Below are 2993 nucleotides of genomic sequence, written 5' to 3' on the forward strand. Positions count from 1 at the left end.
ATAATCGCAGAAAGCGTCAAGTATCGACCTCAACAGTGTACTTATTGCATGTACTTTTATTTACCCACAGGCCGCTGCCGTGGGTTTCGCAAAGGCGGCATGCTCGCAATGTTTGAGGGCGAGACAAGCGATCCATGTCCAAAGTATCGGGCAGAAAGATAGCGACGAACATCCGGAATGCGCAAAATGTGGCCACCGCTTTAAGTGGGATGAGGCCTATAGGTGTCAGAATACACCAGGGGCGATGCCATACACTCCGCAAGGGTACGGGGATGATGTAGCTCGCGTTTTTTGCCCCCATTGTGGCGCAATTGTTGTTCAGTGGCACATCACCAGCGAAAGAGACTATGATGAATGGGTCTGGTTCGGTAAAAACGCCACTATCAATCAGGAACGACCACTTCCACCCTCATTTCTGTTGCATTGGGGATTAGATATTCCACTTCACCTACTCCCTGATTATCATGAGAAAGGACTTGATATTGAAAAGATTCAGCAATATCATATTGAAGAGAAAGCCCAACGACAGAAGATCTTGGAAAAAGAAAAGAAATCGAAAGAAAAAGATGATATTGATTGGTCTAAAGTAAGTGATTTCTACGATTTTGCCAGCACATTAAAATCGAAAGGCGATTTTAAGGGAGCGGAGAAAGCATATAGGTTAGCCATTGAAGAAAAAACTTTATCTTCTGTTGCTGCTCACAATGGACTTGGACAGTTACTTGAAAGGCAAGAACGTTATGATGAAGCAATAGAAATTTATAAGAAAGCAACAGTTGATTATCCTGACAATGGAATCGCCTTCAAAAATCTGGCATTTTTGTTAATTAATCTTGATAAGCTGAAAGAAGCAGAAGCTATATACGAAAAGGCGATGAAAATAGCTCCAGGACATCCTATCACTAATTATATTAAAAGTGAGCTGGAAGAAAAAAAAGCAGATGAAGCGAAGCGAACGGGCGCAAAACCTGTTACGTCGTTTCCATACTTTAACTCCCTGGCTATTTCTCCCAATAATGAGAATATTGGTTGGATCTCGTGGTGGGAAGCGAACCGGTTCAGCGTGTCAATTCTCTCCCCAATCGGGGAGTCGCCTCATCTTGAATTGGAGTACACAACTTCTCGAAAGCCGCCCGTCTATACGTCGATTATGTCACACGTCTTGTTTGTCGCTGGGGGCAGACTCCTCGTTGCGATACCACTGGAAGCCTCCTTGGCAAGACTCGTGCTTTTGGATGTTGAAAGTGGAAAAGAGTTGTCATCAGAAGTTGTTCCTGAATTCAAGTACTATACTCTTTGCGCCAACAACACAGGAGAAACCATTGCAGCCCAAAAGGATTCGGAAAGTCTTCTAGTTGTATATATCGCCGACGATAAGTTGACATACAGATTGGTACGGACGGGACAAACTTACGGTCCAACCCCCTACTTCGCTCCTAACGGTAAACTCTATGCTGTTCACTATCAAACTTTCTTTAGCATCGAAGGTGATAAGGCTGTCCCCGTCACTAACACTAACGAAGCTAACTCGGTTGCATTCGACTCAGCTGGTAAGGTCTATTTCGGGGGAGGATTCTCTGACCGTTCCGGGGAGGCGAGCCTGCAGATAGTCGATCTTGACTCATGCGCATCATCTGAGATGCCATGGAGTCGCGACCCAATCGATGTGATAGAACCAGTGGGGGACGACAAACTACTACTTGGGAATATGGTAGCTGAGTCAACAGCTTTTCAGTACCCCAAGTCGAACGTGAGCCTATTTCGTATCACTGATCGGAAAAAAGAATGGAACATTGAATTCTCTGATCTTCCCTCCTATCACTCGCCAGTTCTACTATCAGTGCCAGAAAACGGCTGGACGCTTCTTCAGTCCGGACGATTGTTGAAGCGGGTTTCGCTCGACAATGGAGAGGTTTTGGAGGAATTCCCCAAAGAGAAGAATGAGTTCGTACAAGCACGATGGCTTGCTTCCAAAAGGATGCTGTGCGTTTCAAGAAACCGTAGTAAGAGTGCCGGAGGTACGCTCGAATTATACAAAATAGAGTAATTGTCTCCATTTTAGAACGATTGGGCGCAAAACCATAAATCAATGAAGATGAGGAATAATCGCACATTTGGAATCTTTTTTGGACGGTCAGATGTACCTCACGTAGTGGAAACTGAGCGTTCAGGTTACTGAAGTAAGAAAGGAGGAAACAAATGGACAAAAATGTGTCAAAGTAGAATTAGAATTGTTGATTTTAAACAAAATATGGGCTTTAAAGGCTCATTTAATAGAAATTATTTACGTATGAAAGAACAAAACATCGATACGAAACATGTTGAAAATGATAAACGGAAACTAAAAAGGACAAAGCGCAGAAAATCCCGTATTAAAACTGGAGTAAAATTGTTGATAACTACGGCAATTTTATTTATTGTATACTTTTTATATGATTTGGCAGATTTAACTGGTAATACTCAAGAAGCATTGGTTATTACGGGTATGATCGGAGGTTTATTAGCTTTAGGATTCGTTATCAGTTTTATCTTAGGCGTTATATTTCTGATTATGGGCTTTGCAACTAAAAAATAGAATTCATGATGAAATATTTTACAGTTATTATTTACATTGTTGCAAGTTGCACATTTTTTAGTTGTTCATCTATTAAACCAGTGGCTAATGGACCGAAATTTAAGACTTTTGAAAAATCATCTCAAAAAAAAGCAATCATTTATTGCTTTAATGGCTTTACAGCAATGAGTAAAAATATCTTCTTATGGTATGGCACAAATATATCTCCTGACTCTGCTTTAAATATTAATAAAGGTACCTTACTAATTTATCCACTTTCGGTATCTGTAAATGAATCTGATAATCGTACAGATTATCTGGTTGCTGCTCGTTATTATTGTTTAGGATTTGAAGAATGGGATGGTATTTCAAGAGTTGATGTGGGGTTAGGAGGAGGTACATTTTTATTTGGTAGAGGGAATCAATATTTAGAATATGC

At 40.9% G+C, this 2993-nt stretch carries 3 protein-coding genes; all 3 read left to right on the forward strand.

The window, feature by feature from the left end; genetic code table 11:
• Positions 1-244 precede the first annotated feature (244 nt).
• Entirely contained in the window at positions 245-2047 is a 1803-nt protein-coding gene (locus R6U02_RS01620; protein WP_410261884.1) for a tetratricopeptide repeat protein, read from the forward strand.
• A gap of 162 nt (positions 2048-2209) precedes the next feature.
• Positions 2210-2575, forward strand: a complete 366-nt coding sequence (locus R6U02_RS01625) for a hypothetical protein (RefSeq protein ID WP_410261885.1) — start codon at positions 2210-2212, stop codon at positions 2573-2575.
• A gap of 80 nt (positions 2576-2655) precedes the next feature.
• Positions 2656-2993 (forward strand): hypothetical protein (locus tag R6U02_RS01630; RefSeq protein ID WP_410261886.1); only part of this gene is annotated, 338 nt, incomplete at its 3' end.

It is taken from the genome of Alkalibacterium sp. (genome assembly GCF_046484155.1).
In the GTDB taxonomy this organism is placed as follows: domain Bacteria; phylum Bacillota; class Bacilli; order Lactobacillales; family Carnobacteriaceae_A; genus Alkalibacterium.